The sequence below is a fragment of the Clostridium sp. 1001275B_160808_H3 genome (assembly GCF_015550425.1).
In the GTDB taxonomy this organism is placed as follows: Bacteria; Bacillota; Clostridia; order Clostridiales; family Clostridiaceae; genus Clostridium.
Genome location: NZ_JADNAT010000025.1, coordinates 1 through 17,672, shown reverse-complemented (window position 1 = coordinate 17,672; position 17,672 = coordinate 1). Strand labels below are relative to the sequence as shown.

The 17,672-nt window shown below is 28.3% G+C and carries 18 protein-coding genes and 1 riboswitch; of the genes, 11 read left to right on the top strand and 7 right to left on the bottom strand.

Annotated features, from left to right (window positions below):
- Positions 1 to 25: 25 nt before the first annotated feature.
- The 3 genes from I2A75_RS15340 to I2A75_RS15330 all read right to left on the bottom strand — a co-directional run bounded on the left by I2A75_RS15340 (position 26) and on the right by I2A75_RS15330 (position 2,608).
- The gene (locus I2A75_RS15340; protein WP_195266139.1) at positions 26 to 529 is read right to left on the bottom strand and encodes a hypothetical protein; all 504 of its coding nucleotides are present in this window, start codon (positions 527 to 529) and stop codon (positions 26 to 28) included.
- A gap of 18 nt (positions 530 to 547) precedes the next feature.
- Entirely contained in the window at positions 548 to 1,405 is an 858-nt protein-coding gene (locus I2A75_RS15335; RefSeq protein ID WP_195266137.1) for a DUF11 domain-containing protein, read from the bottom strand.
- Positions 1,406 to 1,867: 462 nt separating this feature from the next.
- A complete protein-coding gene (locus tag I2A75_RS15330; RefSeq protein ID WP_195266135.1) occupies positions 1,868 to 2,608 on the bottom strand; it encodes an NAD-dependent protein deacylase in 741 nt (246 codons plus the stop codon).
- 174 nt (positions 2,609 to 2,782) lie between these two features.
- On the opposite strand from I2A75_RS15330, the gene I2A75_RS15325 reads away from it, so the two are divergent.
- From I2A75_RS15325 to I2A75_RS15300, 6 genes are all read left to right on the top strand, one after another.
- Positions 2,783 to 3,553, top strand: a complete 771-nt coding sequence (locus I2A75_RS15325) for a sugar phosphate isomerase/epimerase family protein (RefSeq protein WP_195266210.1) — start codon at positions 2,783 to 2,785, stop codon at positions 3,551 to 3,553.
- A gap of 89 nt (positions 3,554 to 3,642) precedes the next feature.
- Positions 3,643 to 4,098, top strand: a complete 456-nt coding sequence (locus I2A75_RS15320) for a GyrI-like domain-containing protein (RefSeq protein WP_195266133.1) — start codon at positions 3,643 to 3,645, stop codon at positions 4,096 to 4,098.
- 252 nt (positions 4,099 to 4,350) lie between these two features.
- Positions 4,351 to 5,118 carry a GNAT family N-acetyltransferase gene (locus I2A75_RS15315; protein ID WP_195266124.1) on the top strand — a complete coding sequence of 256 codons (768 nt, stop codon included), beginning with the start codon at positions 4,351 to 4,353 and terminating at the stop codon, positions 5,116 to 5,118.
- 128 nt (positions 5,119 to 5,246) lie between these two features.
- Positions 5,247 to 6,131: an AraC family transcriptional regulator gene (locus I2A75_RS15310; RefSeq protein ID WP_243242191.1), complete on the top strand. Its 885-nt coding sequence runs from the start codon at positions 5,247 to 5,249 to the stop codon at positions 6,129 to 6,131.
- Between the two features lie 216 nt (positions 6,132 to 6,347).
- Positions 6,348 to 6,536: a hypothetical protein gene (locus I2A75_RS15305; RefSeq protein ID WP_195266120.1), complete on the top strand. Its 189-nt coding sequence runs from the start codon at positions 6,348 to 6,350 to the stop codon at positions 6,534 to 6,536.
- Between the two features lie 33 nt (positions 6,537 to 6,569).
- A complete protein-coding gene (locus tag I2A75_RS15300; protein ID WP_195266118.1) occupies positions 6,570 to 7,070 on the top strand; it encodes a DNA topology modulation protein in 501 nt (166 codons plus the stop codon).
- 37 nt (positions 7,071 to 7,107) lie between these two features.
- Here the strand turns inward: I2A75_RS15300 and I2A75_RS15295 are convergent, their stop codons facing one another.
- The 4 genes from I2A75_RS15295 to I2A75_RS15280 are packed head-to-tail and all read right to left on the bottom strand — an operon-like array spanning position 7,108 to position 9,843.
- On the bottom strand, positions 7,108 to 7,575 hold the full coding sequence (locus I2A75_RS15295) for a gamma-glutamylcyclotransferase family protein (RefSeq protein ID WP_195266116.1): 468 nt from the start codon (positions 7,573 to 7,575) through the stop codon (positions 7,108 to 7,110).
- Positions 7,575 to 8,216, bottom strand: a complete 642-nt coding sequence (gene pcp / locus I2A75_RS15290; protein WP_195266114.1) for a pyroglutamyl-peptidase I — start codon at positions 8,214 to 8,216, stop codon at positions 7,575 to 7,577. The genes I2A75_RS15295 and pcp overlap by 1 nt, the downstream gene beginning before the upstream one ends.
- A gap of 22 nt (positions 8,217 to 8,238) precedes the next feature.
- Complete coding sequence (locus I2A75_RS15285) at positions 8,239 to 9,168, bottom strand: DUF979 domain-containing protein (RefSeq protein WP_195266112.1); 930 nt, start codon at positions 9,166 to 9,168, stop codon at positions 8,239 to 8,241.
- A gap of 9 nt (positions 9,169 to 9,177) precedes the next feature.
- Positions 9,178 to 9,843: a DUF969 domain-containing protein gene (locus I2A75_RS15280; RefSeq protein ID WP_195266110.1), complete on the bottom strand. Its 666-nt coding sequence runs from the start codon at positions 9,841 to 9,843 to the stop codon at positions 9,178 to 9,180.
- Between the two features lie 1,212 nt (positions 9,844 to 11,055).
- Between I2A75_RS15280 and I2A75_RS15275 the strand changes: the two genes are divergently transcribed.
- From I2A75_RS15275 to I2A75_RS15255, 5 genes are all read left to right on the top strand, one after another.
- Positions 11,056 to 12,753 carry a PTS transporter subunit EIIC gene (locus I2A75_RS15275; RefSeq protein WP_195266108.1) on the top strand — a complete coding sequence of 566 codons (1,698 nt, stop codon included), beginning with the start codon at positions 11,056 to 11,058 and terminating at the stop codon, positions 12,751 to 12,753.
- A 307-nt stretch (positions 12,754 to 13,060) separates the two neighbouring features.
- Positions 13,061 to 14,014, top strand: coding sequence for a metallophosphoesterase (locus I2A75_RS15270; RefSeq protein ID WP_195266106.1), 954 nt, complete (start codon positions 13,061 to 13,063; stop codon positions 14,012 to 14,014).
- Positions 14,015 to 14,177: 163 nt separating this feature from the next.
- Complete coding sequence (locus I2A75_RS15265; RefSeq protein WP_195266104.1) at positions 14,178 to 15,185, top strand: homoserine dehydrogenase; 1,008 nt, start codon at positions 14,178 to 14,180, stop codon at positions 15,183 to 15,185.
- A 172-nt stretch (positions 15,186 to 15,357) separates the two neighbouring features.
- On the top strand, positions 15,358 to 15,942 hold the full coding sequence (locus tag I2A75_RS15260; protein WP_195266102.1) for a 5-formyltetrahydrofolate cyclo-ligase: 585 nt from the start codon (positions 15,358 to 15,360) through the stop codon (positions 15,940 to 15,942).
- A gap of 46 nt (positions 15,943 to 15,988) precedes the next feature.
- A riboswitch (SAM riboswitch) is annotated at positions 15,989 to 16,107 on the top strand.
- Between the two features lie 117 nt (positions 16,108 to 16,224).
- On the top strand, positions 16,225 to 17,508 hold the full coding sequence (locus I2A75_RS15255; protein WP_195266100.1) for an O-acetylhomoserine aminocarboxypropyltransferase/cysteine synthase family protein: 1,284 nt from the start codon (positions 16,225 to 16,227) through the stop codon (positions 17,506 to 17,508).
- The last annotated feature ends 164 nt before the right edge of the window (positions 17,509 to 17,672 follow it).

Here is a 17,672-nt window from a genome sequence, read left to right as displayed (position 1 = left end):
AAAGTAATTTAAAATTTATATATCTTTAAGTAAAAATAGCTGAATGAATTGTTCTTTTGATATAATTGCCGCAAGGATCAAAGCAATGAAAATCCATTTCGATGAAAGATATTACTTTAGGAGGTATAAAGCTTTGTTTCATCAAAGTTATAAATGAAAATCTTAAACTAGAATTAGGATTTATATAAGGTATAAAACAAGTTAATTCATTTGAAATAAGGGTTTTCTTTTTATCAATACAAAAGCTATTATATAAATACTTAGAATTACGAGGTATAAATATTTTTATTTTTACATCATATAAAGGAAAATTATTATTAAAAAGTTTATAGATGTTACAATATTGACAGCAACAGCATATGTTTTGGAGGCAGCATTTGTAACAACTATCAAGATTAATATTTAAGGGATAAACTATTGTTTTAACATCATTAGTAGGAATATTGTATTCTTTATATGAAGATGTTTTTTTATTATAAATTTTATAATTTATATAAGCTTGATTAGTTAATATAGATTTTTCTTTCAAAATACTACCTCCTTTAAATTAAATTGTGCAATTATGACTTCCGGTTATTGTTGCAGTTAACTTCTTTCCAGGTTTAATACTAAGGTTAGTAGTCAATGTTCCTGACTCATCTTTTTCTGAAATAGTTAATGTATGGGTATTAGAGTCATATTCAGCATTATATTGATCTGTGGTAAGTTGTGTACCATCATTTATAATAACTATCTTAGATAAATCAGGAGTAAAGTTATCAGGTAAATTATCAACAATGCTTACATCTGTCGCAACTTGATCACCAGTATTTTCAAATTCTAGATTATAAGAATAAGTTTGTCCACACAAAATTGAATCAGGGCCTGTTTTGGTTGCTGTGACAGTGGTCTCAGTATAATATAAAGTTATATCAACTGGATTAGATTCTGTACCTGCTTGGCTTGGATCTTCTGCATAATTTACTAGAGCTTTATTAGATAAAAGAGTCCCAATTGGAATATCATTATTAAAAATTAATGCATAATGAAGTTCAAGTGTTGATTCAGCTGCCAAAGATGGAACTGTTATTTTAATTTCGTTGATTCCAGTTGCTTCATTTGGATAAGTTGAATTTTCAGTATCATAAGTAAAAGATTGATCTACATATGATACATCATCTAGCGTTACTTTATCTTGAATAACTAGATTGGTAAAATCAGTTGAGCTATGATTTACTAATAAAATGTCATATATAACTGTACGATCTTTTCCTACGGTTCCTGTATCTTTAATTATTCCATCTTGCACAGTATATGCTTTTTTAGTTACGGCTAATAATGGTTCTACATAAGTTGTAACAGGATAACTGCTTGAAGTAGTATTATTATAATTAATTGTGGCCTGATTTGTAATAATATTTGCCATAGATAAGCTCCCTTCTAAGTGTGTTTTTAAGCTAAATATACTTTAGTATATTCATTGTAAGAAAAAAGAGTTACTTTAGGTTAAAAAATGACATATTATATCAAATGATAGTATTTAAATTGTGAAGTTGTAGGGAAATAACTTTTATACTCACCTAAGATGATTCAGTAAAATATAAATTTATATAAAAAGTATAAAAAATAAATATTAATCTTATATTGCTTTTGCAGGTTAAAAATTTCTAAAAAAATTCATCTTTATGTATATTTATGTATTAGATAAAAAATTATATTTTAACTAAAAAAATTCCTATAAGCAAGGAAAATCAATGCTTTAAAAGGGGCTCGCGAAACGCGAGCCCCTTTAGAATAATAAGAAATTAACTGTTCTAAGGCAATAAATCTTACTTAAAATTGAATAAATAAAATTCTAAACAAAATATATTTCTACGATAGAATTATTTTAAAATATATTATTAATAACTTTATTTAATACCTCACCAATAGAATCATTAATAACTAAATTAGCTTTTCTGTCAGCAGAAGTAGAGGTTTTATTAATTAAAACAAGATTTTTACCTCTAAAGTAATCAATAAGTCCAGCAGCAGGATAAACAACAAGGGAAGTTCCACCTATTATTAAAGTATCTGCTTCAGAGATTGCTTTAATTGAACCTCTAATTGTATTATCATCTAAGCCTTCTTCATATAAAACCACATCAGGCTTAACTCTTCCACCACATTTAGTACAAATAGGCACACCTGTAGATTCTAGTATAAACTTTTCATCATAAAATGCATTACAACTACTACAGTAATTTCTTAAAACAGATCCATGCAATTCAAAAACATTCTTGCTTCCAGCAGCTTGATGAAGGCCATCTATATTTTGAGTTATAACTGCTTTTAATTTTCCCATTTCTTCAAGCTTAGCTAATGCAATATGAGCTTTATTAGGCTTAGCTTCAGGATAAATTAGCTTTGCTTTATAAAAGTTAAAAAACTCTTCAGGATATCTGATATAAAAGCTATGAGAAACTAATTGTTCAGGAGTAAAAGTTATATTAAGCTTTTCATTAAAAAGACCGTTAGAACTTCTGAAGTCGGGGATTCCTGATTCAGTGCTCACCCCAGCTCCTCCAAAGAAAACTATATTATTACTTTCCTTAAGTATTTGAGATAGTTTATCTATTTTATTTTCCATTAAATCATCTCCAATGTTATTTAGATTAATTATAACATACTAGAATTAAATCAAAAACGCAAATTCCATTTATTGCAAGATTAAGGTGAGGATGATAAGATAAAAATAAAAAAGTATACAGTGTATTTATAAACAATGTATATTGAGATTTTGAGTTAGTGGGGGATAATAGTGATGATAAGTATATATGATTGGTTTGGATATGAAGTTCCAATTGAGGATAGATACAAACTAATAAAAGCAGCAGGTTTTGATGGCGTGTTACTATGGTGGAGTAATGGATTTGGACGTGGAGCTGATTATCGAGATGGTGTGCAGTATGCTAGAAATGCAGGATTGATTATAGAAAATATTCATACGCCTGTGCAAGAACAAAATAAGCTTTCACTTGATAATTTGGATGGAGAGGGGCTAATTAAGTGTTATTTACAATGCATTAAAGATTGTGCAGAATTTGATATACCAACTATGGTAGTACACTTGCCTGACGATAAATATCCAATTAATGAATTAGGAATGGAAAGAATTAAAAGAATAGTGGAAAAGGCAGAGAAACTTAACATTAATGTTGCTATGGAAAACTTGAGGAATATTGATAACGTGACTCGTGTACTAGATTCTATTGATTCCAATAAAATAGGATTCTGTTATGATAGTTGCCATCATGAAAATTATTATAGTGAAAGAGATTTGTTAGGTAAATATGGAAAACGTTTAATGGCAATGCATCTTCATGATAATGGAGGAGTTAGAGGTCAACATCAGCTACCGTTTGATGGGAATATAAATTGGGAGAGAGTTATGGGGGAAATAGAAGGAAGTGGTTATAAGGGCGCAACTACTTTAGAGCCTATGAATTGGGGATATGAGGATCTATCAATGCAAGAGTTTCTTAGTAATGCATATAAAAAAGCAAAGAAATTAGAAGAAATGAGAATTGGATAAAAACAATTTTAAAAGTTGCTTTGATTTCCATTTTAAAGCATGTTACATTGATTGTAGACCGCTCATATTTTAGAGAGGTAAGTGATTTTATGGAAATGAAGTTTGAAATTTTACCATCTTATAGTATTGCGTATATAAGGCAAGTTGGGCCTTATGGAGAAAATAATATGCAAGTAATGGAGGAAATAAAAACTTTTGCTAGAAATGAAAATTTACTTGATGACGAGGCCATAGTTCTTGGAATTACACAGGACAACCCTGAAGAAACTAAATCGGAAAAGTGTAGATATGATGCATGTTTAGTGATTTCAGATTATATTAAAATAAATGATGAGCATATAAAAATGGGAAAAACAAGTGGGGGCAAATATGCTGTTTGTACTATAGATCATAAAGTAGAAGCAGTTCAAAGAGCATGGAATGAAATATTTTCTGTATTGTTTAATCGAGGTTATCAAATAGATATTTCAAGACCTATAATTGAAAGATATGCTTATAAAATGCTGAAGAATCATAAATGTGAAATTTATGTTCCTATAAATTAAAGTTAAAATATAGAATATTAAAAAGTGCCTGATAGAAGGCACTTTTTCTTTTAATAATTAGCAAATGGTATTTTAAGGAAGAACATATTTTAGGGATATTACTTTTATTGTAAGTTAAGGTTCATTATGTTATAATTCAGATAATTTTAAATTAGTATGGATATGTAATGAAGAATAATATGCTTCATTAATAAAGAATTACTATAAAGAACAAGTATCTATATAATCAATATTTTGAAGGAGAAAACAAAAATGACAAATAAAGAGTTATTAGCTATAGCAATGCAACAGTCAGCTATAGATGAAAATTGTGAACCAGAGGATTTTTGTAAAAGTGAAAATAAGGTTGTTATATCATCTGTAAATGAAGATGCTAGAAAATATTTGGATTTACCTTTTTATTGTAATTTAGTTTCTTATGGAAATAATATTGTGGCATCAGTAGATTCGGAAATTGCTGAAATTGTAGAAAGCTATATTAATAGATTTCCTATTGAACATTGTTTTGAAACTCCTAATATGTATGTCCTTAATGATGAACTATATAAAAGAGGAATGCAAATATGTTTTATGGCAGAATATTTTTTACCTGATATGAATGAAATTAAGATTCTAAAATGTGATTATGAAATAAAGATTTTAAATCGCAATGATTTTCAAAACTTATATACTGCAGAGTGGAGCAATGCTTTATGCAAAAAGCGTAAGCACTTAGATGTTCTAGCAGTAGGAGCTTATGATGGAGATAAGTTAGTTGGGTTAGCAGGATGTTCTGCTGATTGCGATACAATGTGGCAAATTGGTATAGATGTATTACCTGATTATCGTAGGAAAGGAATTGCATCTGCGTTGACTAGTAAATTGGCGCTAGAAGTAATCAAAAGAGGTAAAGTTCCTTTCTATTGTGCAGCTTGGTCTAATATTAAATCTGTTAGGAATGCAATGAAGAGTGGTTTTAGACCAGCATGGGTTGAAATGACTGCAAAAAGTATTAGTTTTGTTGCTGAAATGAATAAATAGATGAGCCAATTATGATATCCACAGATTATAAGAGAAATTTTTAGTTGATATAGTATTCTATATGAAAAATATTAGGTGGACAAAATTGAGCAAGCATAACTAGGAATTATAAATTTCAATACCTTACAATGAAAATAAGAGGTGAGAAAAAGATGGATTGTATTCAAAGTATTCAAAAAGCTATTGATTATATGGAAAGTCATATTTTAGAAGATATTAATTATGAAGATGTAGCAAGACATGTTTATATGTCAAACTATCATTTTCATAGGTTATTTAGCATGATTACAGGTATAACAGTTAACGAATATTTAAGAAAGCGTAAATTATCTATGGCTGGACAAGAAATTTCAATGTCAGATGCTAAAGTTTTAGATATTTCATTAAAGTATGGATATGATTCACCTGAGAGTTTTTCAAAAGCATTTATGAGATTTCATGGGGTTACACCTAATATAGCAAGACGTTCTGGAATGGAATTAAAATCTTTTAATCGCCTTGTAATAAAAATTTCATTGGAAGGTGGAACAGTAATGGATTATAAGATTGTAAAAAAAGAAAGTTTTAAACTATTAGCAAAAGTAAAAGTATTTAAAGTTGAGTCAATTTCAGAAGATGATAACGAAGATATACCTAATTTCTGGAATGAATGCTCTAATAATGGAGTGTTTGATGTATTAAAGAGTAATACATCAAAGCATGATATTTATGGTGTATGTAAGCCTATATCTAAAGAAAGTGAATATTTTGATTATGGAATTGCTATGAAATATGATGGTGGGGATATTCCAGAAGGATTTGCAGTATGGAGTGTAGAACCGACATTGTGGGGAGTTTTTAAATGTATAGGTGAAAATGGAGAATGTATAGGTGAAACGTGGAATAGAATATTTAATGAATTTTTGCCAAGTTCAGAATACACCATGTTAGATGATATTGATTTTGAATTTTACAAAGAAGATAATAATTCAAATTGCTTTTGTGAAATATGGATACCTGTTGAGAAGAAGTAAATAAAGTGGAGCTGGCGCATACTAACTATTTTATATTAAATGTATTTTTGCGACAGCTCCATTCAATTTTTATAGTTAAATCAGTTTTTGCTATATTATAAAAGTGCTAACAACACAAAATTATATGGATAAAAATGTATATTTGCGTGATATAATTATATAAATATATTATAGAAAAATAATATATTAGTGTATAAAAGGATGGTGGGGAATTATATGAAAAATAAAGAAAAGACATTATTATGTTTAACATGCTTTCTAGGAGGAGTTGTAGCTGGTTATTTAATTGCACCAATTAAGAAGGGAATTTATTTTGGAAATAACTGTGGAAATCATGTTAGAAGTATTGAGGAATTAAAAGAAGTAATGGATAACAGCATAGAAGAAAATGAGAATACAAAATAAATATATTATAATATACGCAGGAGATAAATAGATATGGATAAAGTTATAATTATTGGATGTGGGGGAAGTGGTAAATCTACATTAGCTAGAAACTTATCTAAGAAAATTAATTTACCAGTTGTTCATCTTGATAAGATATTTTGGAAAGAAGGATGGGTAAATATATCAAGGGAAGAGTTTAATACGTTACTTAAAGAAGAATTAAAAAAAGATAAATGGATAATAGATGGCAACTATGATAGAACAATAAAGGAAAGATTAAGAATGTGTGACACTGTAATCTATTTAGATTATTCAAGAATAACTTGTCTATTTGGTGTTATTAAAAGAGTTTTATCTAGTTACGGTAAAGTTCGTCCAGATATGGCAGATGGGTGCCCTGAAAGATTTGATTTAGAATTTTTAAAGTGGATATGGAATTTTAATAAGGAACATAGAGATAAGTTTTACAATATTCTTCAAGAAGAAAAAGACAAGCAGATATACATATTTAAAAATAGAAAAGAATGCAACGAGTTCGTAAAAAACTTATAAAGAAGAATAAAAAAAACTCAGCATATAGCTGAGTTTTTTATATAAATTCTTTTACTTTTTCACTTTTTAATTCTTTTATTTCCTTAAGCATGTATTCCTTCCAATCACCATTTTCAATATAAATAGCTTCATCTTGGAATTTTGTATCTATATCCTTATTATAGAAATAAGAGTAACAATCTTCAAAGCTTTCATCATCAGTTAATTTAACTTTTACAACTTTTCTTGAGTATTCATTATTTGGATTTCCTTCACCTAAGAAGCCTTCCATCTCATCCATAGGTTTAAGTGTTGAATCATAATTTATAAGCTCAACAACTTCACCTACTATAGTGCTTTTTCCAGGTAATACGGCAGGATATCCCTTGTAAGGCATATGATATAATTCAAAGCCGCTTATTTCAGCAGGTCTTATAGAATTTATCTTTCCTTTTAAATAAAGGTCATAGTTAAAAAAGCCTTCTCTTAAACTACCATATACGAAGATATTTAGTTTTTTACTCATTAGCAAATAGCTCCGCCTACAGTTTTTATATCTGATGAATTTTCTATGATAGCTTTGATACTAAATTCTAATCCTTTAGATATATCTTCAATAGACATGGATGGCATATTAGGCTTTGTAGTTACTTGAGCTGGAATATAAGGAACGTGTATAAATCCACCTCTTATATTTGGATACTTTTTATCAATTAAATATAATATCCCATACATAACATGATTGCATACAAAAGTTCCAGCTGTATTAGATACAGAAGCTGGTATCCCATTGTCCACCATTTCTTTAACCATTGCCTTTATAGGAAGGTTTGAGAAGTAAGCAGCTTCACCGTCTTCAAAAATAGATATATCAATTGGCTGATTACCTTCATTATCTTTTATTCTTGCATCATCTATATTAATTGCAACTCTTTCAGGAGTAACTCCAAATCTTCCACCAGCTTGTCCAACGGATATAACAACATCAGGATTATGTTTTATTATATTTTCTTCAATTGTTTCTAGAGATTTTCTAAATACAGTTGGAATTTCTAATTTTATTATTTCATTATCTAAAATGGTATCAGGTAATTTTTTTACAGCTTCTAATGCTGGATTTATATTTTCTCCACCAAATGGGTCAAACCCTGTAATTAATATTTTCATTTAAAAAGCCTCCTTTTAAAGGTTAAAATGCTAAGAAATACATAAGTGGTATATGAATTGCAAGTAATACAATTGCAAATACAGCTTGAGCTTTTATAACAGCATTCTTATCTTTAGTTTCTAATAAAGCTACTGGCAAAACATTAAAGTTTGCAGCCATAGGTGTTAGTAATGTTCCACAGAAACCAGCAGTCATAGCTAATGTTGATGCAATTATAGGATCTCCACCTTGAGCAAATACAAAAGGTACACCTATACCAACTGTTATAACTGAAAATGCAGCAAAGGCATTTCCCATAATTGCTGTAAATATAGCCATTCCTATACAATAAGCACTTACTCCTAATAATATGTTTCCTTCTGGAATAACGCTTGAAATCATATTTGAGATAATATCACCAACACCAGCAGCAGTAAATAATGCTCCAAGAGCTGCTAGAAGCTGAGGTAATATTGCAGTAGCACCTACAGATTGAAATGTTCTGTTACTATCTTCAACAAATTCACTAGGGCTCGCTTTTGTTATTATGAATGTTGATATTAAAGCAACTATTGCAGCAATACCAACAGCTGTTACCCCTGAAATTGGTGTAAATTGAGCAATAACTAAAGCAACTAAAGCTATAATCAATGATGGAATAAATATTTTAATTCCAATTTGATTTGCTTTTAAGTTTGAAAAAGTTGTATCTAATTGCTTAATTGTTCCAATATTTATTTGATTAAATGCAGCTAATATACCTATAACAACAATAAGTAATCCAGTTATAATTGAAGGAAGTGCTTCACCTAATATAAATATAACTCCAAGTATTCCCCAAAAAAGAGCAGTACCGTACTTAGTTTTATGATTTTTATCTTTTAATGTAAACATCATAGTAAGTAGGAAGAATAAGCCTACTATGATATAGAATATTTCCAATAATGTATTTGAAAAAGTATTAATATCCATAAAGTTTACCTACCTATTTTTATATTTTTTAGCAAGTTTTTTGTCTAGATAATAGTTTTGAATAACTCCTAAAATGAAAGCTATTATAGCAATTGGAATTGAGGCTTTAGCAATTTGTAACGTGTCAACATTATATCCTAAAGTTTCTAGAGTACCAGCTATAAGTAGAACACCTGAGTTTGCTAAAAATACATTTTGTCCAAAGAAGTTACCATAGTTATCAGCTGCAGCAGCGTGAGCTTTTATTAAGTCTTCATCTTCTTCATCTAATTCGCCATATTTTGAAATTGCAGCTCCTTGAGCCATTGGATTAATTAGAGGTCTTACAAACTGAGGATGTCCACCAAGTTTAACAGCCATTGCAATAGATATTTCTCTAATAAATAAATATCCAGATATAATTTTCCCAGTAGATAAGCCCTTTACATTTTTTATAAGCATTGTTGCTTTTTCTTTTAATCCATATCTTTCACATATTCCTATAATAGGAAGAGTCAGTAAAAATAAAGACATTTCTCTTTTTTGAACAAAGGTTTGTCCTAAAGTGGTAAGGATTTCTGAAAAGCTCATACCAGAAACTAATCCAGTTACTAATCCAGATACAATTACAACAGCAATAGTATTAAATTTTAATGCAAGTCCTATAATTATTATTAATATTCCTATTAAAGCCATGTTTATCGAATCCTTTCGAAATTTGTAATCAATTATTTTTTTTATAATTATACAATCAAATTCGTATAAAATCCATAGAAAAATTTGATAATTAATATTTAATAATGATATAAAATTAATAAATATACAGTAAAAAATATGGATGTTAACAAAATGTTAATAAATTCATTTTGAAATTTGTATAAGTAAAATAGGGATTAATGCTAAGGTATTGATAGGATTATTAAGGACGAGGACTACAATTAGAATTCTAAAAAAGTAGTAATATTTAAGAATTTGTAAAATATTATTGAATTTAAGAAATGAGGACGCTTTTCTTATTTATTTTACATATAAAAGAAGAAAAAATAGTATGTAGATTTTTAAAATCTACATACTATTTTGTGTATTTATAAAATTTTATTATAAGCTAGTACAATAAATTAAGAAAAATAAGAAAGACGTTAATAATAAAATAATTGATAAATCTATTCTTAAAGAACTTGCATTTTTAGTGTTATTTTCCAAAGTATCACCTCATTTAATTTATATCCAAGTTTATGAAGATTTAAACATATGGGAGAAAATTAATTTAATAATAAAGTATAAAACCATTTTAAACTTTTTTTAAAACATCATAACTAATAAGATAACATAAGAATTGGAATTATTGTGGGGGATGGAGCATATAGTATTAAGTAAGCATGCTGATATAATTAAAAATTATAAATCATAGAAAGAACAAGAAAATATAAGATTTTCACAGTTGGTAAATGATTACAAGGTGTAATTGTCTAAAAGAAAAAAATTCAATTTATAATGAGGTTAGTGTTTTATTTATAAATTATTTATAATAATAAAGTAACAAGGAGTTGGTTTTATGAATAGACAAACTAAAGATTTGAATCAATATAAGTTACTAAATAGTATAATTAACAAATTAATAGAAAAAAATAAAATGATAAAAAATTAAAAAAACATTTACATTTAAATTTAAATATGATATTATAATTACATAATTAAATACGTAGTGTGTTACTGGTTATGCAGGCAAGGACTAAGAATATTATAGATATAGCTATATCTATAAGGTTTTGGTCCTTTTTTTATTTTTTTTTATACTATTTTTAAAATTATTCATAACTAAATAAATATATGGCAATAATAAGTTGGAAGTAACACATACTACTGTAGTAATTTATTTTATTATATAAATTAAGGAGGAATTATAAGATGCTACAACAATTACAAAGAATCGGTAAAGCTATCATGCTTCCAATAGCAGCTTTACCAATTGCAGGGATTTTACTAGGCGTTGGTGGTGCTTTATTAGGTATATCAGGATTATCTAATCCACCAGCAGTATATCAACCATTAATAGCATTTGTTAATATTCCTGTAGTTACAGCAATATTAACAATAATGAAAAACGTAGGGGATATTATATTTGGAAACCTACCTTTACTATTTGCAGTAGGTGTTGCGGTTGGACTTGCTAAAAAAGATAAGGGAACTGCAGGATTAGCTTCAATATTTGGTTTCATAGTTATGAACCAAGTTATATCTTCAATGTTAGCATTAGGATTAACTCAATTAGGAGTAGTTACTCCAGATGCAGTTGGTGAATATGGTACTTATGTTACTACTAACTTAGGTATATTTACATTAAATATGTCAGTGTTTGGTGGTATCATCACAGGTATAGTTACAGCAATATTACACAATAAATATCATACAATACAATTACCACAAGTTATTGGATTCTTCTCAGGATCAAGATTTGTACCAATAGTAACTTCTTTAGCTATGGCAATAGTTGGTGCTTTATTAGCATTCATTTGGCCAGTAGTTCAAAATGGTATAGGAGTGCTTTCAGAATTAGTTAGAAATGCAGGTGCTATCGGAACATTCTTCTATGGAGTTATTGAAAGAGCATTAATTCCATTTGGATTACACCACGTATTCTATACACCATTCTGGTATGGTTCATTCGTTGAAGGACAAATATTAGTAGATGGTGCATGGCAAACAGTTGCAGGAGCTAATACAGCTTACTTTGCTCAATTATCAAGCATGAGTAGCTTAGTTGGAGCTTCAACAGCAGATATGTCAACAGTAGTTGCAGGTACTACAAGATTTATGGCTGGTAAATTCCCATTCATGATGTTTGGTCTTCCAGCAGCAGCTTTAGCTATGTATAAGACAGCAGCTCCAAGCAAGAAAAAAGCTGTTGGTTCATTATTAGCATCAGCTGCAGTTACAGCATTACTTACTGGTATTACTGAACCAATCGAATTTACATTCTTATTCGTTGCACCAGTATTATATGGAGTTCACTGTGTATTAGCTGGTTTATCATTCATGTTAATGGATATACTTAATGTATTTATTGGTATGACATTCTCAGGTGGATTAATAGACTTTACTTTATTCGGATTATTACCAGCAGGAGCAGGAGTTCCTACTCATTGGTTAAGATTAATCTTAGTTGGTATAGTTTATGCAGTAGTTTACTACTTCTTATTCTTATTCTTAATTAAGAAGTTTAACTTAAAGACTCCAGGTAGAGATGAAAGCGAAGAAGAAGTTAAGCTTTATTCAAAAGCTGATTATCAAGAAAAAGCAGGTATTCCTCAAGCTGATATAAATGAAAAGTCTGGCAACAAGAAAGCTGGAAAGAACAATGAAATAGTTGAAAAAGCTCCAGCAGTTTTAGCAGCTTTAGGTGGAGAAGAAAATATAGTTAGCGTTGATGCTTGTATAACTAGATTAAGAGTTGAAGTTAAAGATAAAGCTAACGTAAATAAAGATGAATTAAAAGCTTTAGGTGCAGCTGGTGTAGTTGAAGTTGGTAACGGAATTCAAGCTATATTTGGTGCTAAAGCAGATGCATACAAGAATGAAATTAAAAACATCTTAGATATAGATTAATATTTAGTGTATATAGTTTTTAATTAAAATATAAAATCGTTAATTCTTATAAATAGAATTAACGATTTTTTTTGTTTATAGAAAAAAATTAACATAGTAAATTTAAATAAATACGTAATCTTTTAAAAAATATACTTAATTTAGGTATTAGACATTTTAGGAAATAAATGTTAAATTAAATATGTAAATGTTATGTTTATTTAGAGTTTGAAATTTTAAATTGTACATATGAATATTATAAAGTTTTTAGAAAAAAATAGATTTAATTAGTATTTTAGACTTAACTTTAAAGTAAGAGGTGATTAAAATGAAAAGATTTAAATTAATTATTATTACAATCACAGTAATTCTTTTAGGAGCAATATATGCCATATATATTAATGAGTCTAAATTTAAGTTTGATGCTGCAACAGTAACATCGTCATCTAATGCGGACCTCTCTTTTGCTGTTTTAGGAGATGTTCATGAAAATATTAATCACCTTCAAGAAGCTATTAATGACTTATACACTATAAATCCTAAGATGGATGCATTGGTATTAAATGGTGATGCTGTTGATCAGGGCTTAGATGAACAATATAATTCAATGCAAAACACTTTAAATAAAAATAAGGATTTGTTACCAGAAATAATTATAAAAAATATAGGGAACCATGAATTTTTTGATTATAATATTGAAACAAATTCTAATGAGCAGGTTCAAAGCTTTATAAATAAATATTTGAAATTCTCAGGAGAAGAAAAAGTATATCATGATAAATGGGTGAATGGATATCATTTTATATCATTAGGGTCTGAAGATGGTAATTCTGAAACTATAAATTCAGTAACGGCCTCTATATCTGATGAACAATTAGAATGGTTTAAGGAAAAGTTAGCTGAGAATTATAAAAAAGGAAAACCGATATTTGTATTTCTTCACCAACACTTAGATTATGGAGAAAATTCATGGATTGGAACTAATAAAAGTGAAGAAATTAAGCAGATATTATCTCAATATCCGGAAGTGATAATGTTTGCCTCTCATACTCATAGCAATTTAAATGAAAATAGTTTAGTTTTAAATAAACCTTTTACTATAGTAAATACAGGTGCAGTCCATTACACCATTATACCAGATTCAAATGAAGAAAAAGGCTACAAAAGAGAAACTGATTATATTAAAGGCGTTTATGTTGAGGTAAATGGTAATAATGTTACTGTTAAAGGAAGAGATATAAAGGAAAAACAATGGATATTTAGCACAGAAATATCAAATTAATATATTTACATATTAATAAATTAGTTTAAAAATAAATCTTTTGTTAGATATGTATAAGTTTAATTATGTCTAGGTAAATCTTTGGAGTAGGCAAACTTGTATATATCTATTTTTTTATCTAAAACGAATAATATATTATAATAGTATAAAGGGGGAAGAGAATATGGACATAGCTATAATAGGTTTTGGTGGAGTTAGTAAGGCTTTAATAAAACTATTAAATGATAAAAAGAAATATTTATACAATCTAGGAACTGATATAAAGGTTAAATATATAATAAAAAGTAATGGTGGAATTTATAATAATTTAGGAATAAATTTAAAAGAAATTATAAACAATAATTACAATTTAAATATTGAAGACTTTGAATTTAAGGAAGATATAAATATTAATACAATAATAAAAAATAAAGATATAGATATACTTGTAGAATTGACTAGTACTAATATAGAAACAGGTGAACCTGGTTTAACTCATATAAGTTTAGCCTTAAAAAACTCTATTAATGTAGTAACAGGGAATAAGGGGCCAATACTTTTACAATATAATAACTTAAAAAGGTTAGCCGATAAAAATAATGTAAAGCTTGGTATAGGCTGTACAACTGGTGGAGCACTTCCATCTATAAATGTTGGAACATTTGATATAGCTGGAGCAGAAGTATTATCTATTGAAGGGATTTTAAACGGGACAAGTAATTATATTTTAACTGAAATGTATGAAAATGAAGTTGATTATAGTGGAGCATTGAACAAAGCAATATGTTTAGGAATAGCAGAAGCAAATTATAAGTTAGATGTAGAGGGATATGATACTGCATCAAAAATTTTAATATTAGCCAATGTTATTATGAATTCTTGCTTAACCATTGATGATATTGAAATAGAAGGAATAAGTTCGTTAGGTAAACACTTAATAATAAATGAAAAGAATAAAGATAATAAAATTAAGTTAATAGGGCGAGTATATAAAGAAAATAATAAAATAAAAGCATATGTAAAACCTGAGATAATAGATAAAAGTCATCCTTTATATTTTGTAGATGGTAAAAATAAAGGTGTGCTTTATAAGACTGATACTTTAGGGGACATTAGTGTAATTGGTGGTGCATCAGGAACAACAAATGCAGCTGCATCTATATTAAGAGACATAATAAATATAAATTGCTAATATAAGGGATACGATAAACTAGATATGTTCCATAAGATAAATAGCTGTGCAGGCATTGAATATTTAGTGAAGCTAGCTGAACTTAGTATAAAAATCGTAAAGTTAATAAATGTAATTAAGTTTAATTCGCAAAATATAACAAAGTAGCTAAAAATATATTTAGGAGAGAATTATGAATAAAGAAGAAAAGAGAGTTTTAAGAAATAAAATTTTAGAAATAAGAGATTCACTAGATAACAGTAAAAAAGAGATAATGGATACTAAGATATTTAATGAGTTAATAAATACAGAACTATATAAAAAAGCTAGTAATATATTTATTTACATAAGTTTTAGCAATGAAATAAATACAATAAATATAATAGAAAAGGCTTTTGAAGATAGAAAGAACGTTTTTATTCCTAAAGTATATAAAGATGAGAAATATATGAAGGCAATAAAATTAAATTCTTTTGATGAGTTAAAGAAAAACTCAATGGGAATTTTAGAACCAATAGATGATTCTGATTATATTGAAAAAGAAAATATAGATTTAATAGTAGTACCTGGGGTTGTTTTTGATAATGAGTGTAACAGAATAGGATATGGTGGAGGATATTACGATAGATATTTAAATGAGATAAAATCTAAAGAAAATAAGATAGCATTAGCATATGATTTACAAGTAGTTGATAAAATAGAATGTGAAGCACATGATATTAAAGTAGACTATATAATCACGAATACTAGAATTATAAAAAATACAAATAATGGTTGAAAATTGGAAAATGTAGTGTATAATATATTATAATTAAATAAAAAAGACTTTATTAAGAATGGTGGAGGGACTGGCCCTGTGAAGCCTAGCAACCTACTGAGTATAAAATTATTTATAAATTAGTGTGGTGCTAAATCCTGCAAGCTGATGCTTGGCAAATGAGGTGTTTCATTAATCGTATTAGTGAATAGTTTAGTATATTTAGGTTGCTTCTTATTTTGAAGTAACTTTTTTTATTTTATAAAAAGCAATAAGCAATAATATTAAAAGGGGGATTTCAATATGGTAGGAAAGTGGAAAAAGGGAACAATATGTATTCAAGGAGGATATATACCAAAGGCTGGGGAACCTAGGGTATTGCCAATATTTCAAAGTGCAACTTATAAGTATGATGATCCAGATAACTTAGAAAATCTATTTAACTTAGAAGCAGAGGGGCATTTATATAGTAGAATATCTAATCCTACAGTTTGTGCATTGGAAGAGAAGTTTGCTAAACTTCAAGGAGGAGTTGGAGCAGTAGCTGCATCCTCAGGGCAAGCTGCAGTATTATATTCAATATTAAATATATGTAAGGTTGGGGATCATATAATATCAGCATCATCTTTATATGGTGGAACAGTTAATTTATTTACAGTTAATCTTAAAAAAATGGGGATAGAGGTAACATTTGTTGACCCAGAAGCAAGTAAAGAAGAAATTATTTCATGTGCAAATGAAAATACTAAAGCAATATATGGGGAGACAATTGGTAATCCAGGACTAAATATATTAGATTTTGAGAAGTTTTCAGAGGTCGCAAAGGAATTAAAGATTCCATTTATAGTGGATAATACTGTAGGAACCCCATACTTATGCAATCCATTTGACCATGGAGCAAATATTGTAGTACATTCAACTACAAAATATGCAGATGGACATGCGCAAAGCATTGGAGGAATAGTAGTTGATGGAGGAAACTTTGATTGGGCAAATGGAAATTTTGAAGAATTTACATTACCAGATCCAAGTTATCATGGATTAAAATATGTAGAATCATTTGGCAATGCAGCATATATAACAAAGCTAAGAGTTACATTAGGACGAGATATTGGGGCATGTCAAAGTCCATTTAATGCTTATTTAACTAATTTAGGGTTAGAAACTCTTCATTTAAGAATGGAAAGACACTCACAAAATGCTTTAGAGTTAGCAAAATGGTTAGAAAAACATCCTAAAATAAATTGGGTTAACTATCCATATCTTGAAACTAGCTCACAATACGATAGAGCAAAAAAGTATTTAAATGGTGGAGGAAGTGGATTATTAACTTTTGGAATAAAGGGAGATATAGAGGCAGCAAAGAAATTTACAAAATCATTAAATTTAGTAGCATTAGTAGTCACTTTAGGAGATGTTAGAAGCTGTATTTTACATCCAGCAACCACTACACATAGTCAATTATCGAAGGAAGAACAAATAGCAAGTGGAGTAACACCAGATTTAATGAGAGTTTCAATTGGAGTTGAGGATATAAGAGATATAATTGCAGATTTTGAACAGGCACTAGATTCAATTAACGGTTAATAATAAATAATTAAAGATTTAATAAGTAATAATATTTTTGTTAAAAGCTACTATTTTAAATTGATTTTAGAAAATAGTAGCTTTTAATTGTGTTGAAAACCACTGGCTATGCCGGTGGATAAAATGGCTTAAGCTCTGCACAGAAAAAAGCTCCTATGATATAA

Coding starts and splice junctions, on each gene's coding strand:
- I2A75_RS15280 (WP_195266110.1), bottom strand. CDS start 9,843: ATGGCTTTAATAGGAATATTAATAATAATTATAGGACTTGCATTAAAA.
- I2A75_RS15285 (WP_195266112.1), bottom strand. CDS start 9,168: ATGGATATTAATACTTTTTCAAATACATTATTGGAAATATTCTATATC.
- pcp (WP_195266114.1), bottom strand. CDS start 8,216: ATGAAAATATTAATTACAGGGTTTGACCCATTTGGTGGAGAAAATATA.
- I2A75_RS15300 (WP_195266118.1), top strand. CDS start 6,570: ATGGATAAAGTTATAATTATTGGATGTGGGGGAAGTGGTAAATCTACA.
- I2A75_RS15260 (WP_195266102.1), top strand. CDS start 15,358: ATGAATAAAGAAGAAAAGAGAGTTTTAAGAAATAAAATTTTAGAAATA.
- I2A75_RS15255 (WP_195266100.1), top strand. CDS start 16,225: ATGGTAGGAAAGTGGAAAAAGGGAACAATATGTATTCAAGGAGGATAT.
- I2A75_RS15310 (WP_243242191.1), top strand. CDS start 5,247: ATGAAAATAAGAGGTGAGAAAAAGATGGATTGTATTCAAAGTATTCAA.
- I2A75_RS15320 (WP_195266133.1), top strand. CDS start 3,643: ATGGAAATGAAGTTTGAAATTTTACCATCTTATAGTATTGCGTATATA.
- I2A75_RS15335 (WP_195266137.1), bottom strand. CDS start 1,405: ATGGCAAATATTATTACAAATCAGGCCACAATTAATTATAATAATACT.
- I2A75_RS15295 (WP_195266116.1), bottom strand. CDS start 7,575: ATGAGTAAAAAACTAAATATCTTCGTATATGGTAGTTTAAGAGAAGGC.
- I2A75_RS15305 (WP_195266120.1), top strand. CDS start 6,348: ATGAAAAATAAAGAAAAGACATTATTATGTTTAACATGCTTTCTAGGA.
- I2A75_RS15270 (WP_195266106.1), top strand. CDS start 13,061: ATGAAAAGATTTAAATTAATTATTATTACAATCACAGTAATTCTTTTA.
- I2A75_RS15275 (WP_195266108.1), top strand. CDS start 11,056: ATGCTACAACAATTACAAAGAATCGGTAAAGCTATCATGCTTCCAATA.
- I2A75_RS15330 (WP_195266135.1), bottom strand. CDS start 2,608: ATGGAAAATAAAATAGATAAACTATCTCAAATACTTAAGGAAAGTAAT.
- I2A75_RS15265 (WP_195266104.1), top strand. CDS start 14,178: ATGGACATAGCTATAATAGGTTTTGGTGGAGTTAGTAAGGCTTTAATA.
- I2A75_RS15325 (WP_195266210.1), top strand. CDS start 2,783: ATGATAAGTATATATGATTGGTTTGGATATGAAGTTCCAATTGAGGAT.
- I2A75_RS15315 (WP_195266124.1), top strand. CDS start 4,351: ATGACAAATAAAGAGTTATTAGCTATAGCAATGCAACAGTCAGCTATA.